The sequence below is a fragment of the Promicromonospora xylanilytica genome (assembly GCF_054782895.1).
The window spans coordinates 1-1,497 of record NZ_BAAGRP010000042.1; the positions used below are offsets into that span (position 1 = coordinate 1).

At 68.5% G+C, this 1,497-nt stretch carries 2 protein-coding genes; both read left to right on the forward strand.

Going from position 1 to position 1,497, the window contains the following annotated elements:
* Positions 1–234: 234 nt before the first annotated feature.
* The gene (locus ACYVK7_RS17695) at positions 235–1,047 is read left to right on the forward strand and encodes a hypothetical protein (protein WP_460889039.1); all 813 of its coding nucleotides are present in this window, start codon (positions 235–237) and stop codon (positions 1,045–1,047) included.
* A gap of 244 nt (positions 1,048–1,291) precedes the next feature.
* The coding region (locus tag ACYVK7_RS17700; protein WP_460889040.1) for a WXG100 family type VII secretion target at positions 1,292–1,497 on the forward strand (206 nt) is incomplete at its 3' end.

Genomic DNA, 1,497 nt, shown 5'->3' on the forward strand with positions numbered 1-1,497 from the left:
TATCGAGGGTATGGCCTCGTTCCTCGAGCAGGCCGCTCAGACGCTGCAGGACACGGACCAGCAGCTCGCCTCGGGCATCTGAGTCTCCGTACTCCGTACGGGTTCGCGGGGGTGGTTCCGGACTACGGTCCAGAACCGCCCCCGACGGTTTTCCCGCTGGTGCCTCTCCCGATGGCACGGGGATGCGCCGCTCGTTAGCGTTGCCGAGCAGTGAGGCGCTCAGGGGGAGGAACCATGCCGGGGCTGGTCGTGGGAGATCCGAGTCGGTCGACGAACGACGGGGAGCGACCGAGCACCGGAGCCCTGGTCCTGCGACCGTTCGGCTACCTGCTGGTCGGACTGGTCTGGTCGTCGATCTGGCTCGTCGCGGTCGCGCTCCTGGTGGGCTCGATCGCCGGGATCGCGTACGACGACCCGGAGGCTCTGCTCACCGGGGGACGGGGTGGTGACACCGTCCCTGTCGGACAAGCCATCACGCTCCTCGTCGGCGCGGTCTTCCTGGCCGCCGTCATCGGGCCCGGCGGGTGGCACGTCCTGACCGCGTCCTGGCCGCTGGCGGTGCTCTCGTTCGTCTACGTCGCACGGTCCCTGCGGCCGTCCTATGCGGGCGAGAAGCTGTCGTTCACCGCATACGGGTTCCGCGGGAGCACGTTCGGCCCGCCGACCGCCGGCGACATCGCACTGTCCCTCCAGCCGGTGCGACCCACGCGGCTCACGGACCGCGTGATGCGGTTCTACCAGGCGGGCTGGGGCTGGAACGGGCGCATGCTCCTCGCGATGCTGCCCGCGGGCCTTGCCTGGTCGACGGCGATCGGCGCAGTCATGCCCGGGATTCCTGACGTCGCACACCTGATCTTCTGGATCATCACGGTCGTGCTTCTCGGGATCTCGCTGGTGCTGGGGCTGCGGGCGTTCCGTGCCGCTCCCTCGTCGCAGGACACCGGCCAGGTGGGCGACGGCGGGGTCATGGACCTGTCTGCCGCGGACCGCGCGAAGCGCCTGCGGCAGCTCAGGAAGCAGCGTGCGAGGCGCGCCCGCCAGCCATGACCTGCTCGTCGGGCCGGGTACGAGCGTCGGCCTGACCGAGCGGAGATTGCGGGCATTGCCGGAAGCAGGCCGCTACGCTCGTCCAGCGAGACCGCACCCTGGTGGACGTCTGGCGGAGCACGTCGCCCATCGGTTGCCGATGGGTACTGGTGCCCATCGCCGGGTTCCGGGGACGCCGTTAGTGTGTGGGCAGTCGGACCGGCCGTGGGGGTCGGCCGGATTCAGATCGAGAAGGGGATTACTCATGGCGAACATGAATGTGACCTACGAGGAGCTTCGGGGTACCGCGGGTCAGCTGCGTAACGGTCAGCAGCAGATCATGGACACGCTGCAGAACCTGTCCTCGCAGGTGAACAACCTGGTGGCTTCTGGTTTCCAGACGGACCAGGCCTCGGGCAAGTTCCAGCAGTCCTACGAGGAGTTCACCACGGGTGCCAAGCAGGCCATCGA

Coding starts and splice junctions, on each gene's coding strand:
- ACYVK7_RS17695 (WP_460889039.1), top strand. CDS start 235: ATGCCGGGGCTGGTCGTGGGAGATCCGAGTCGGTCGACGAACGACGGG.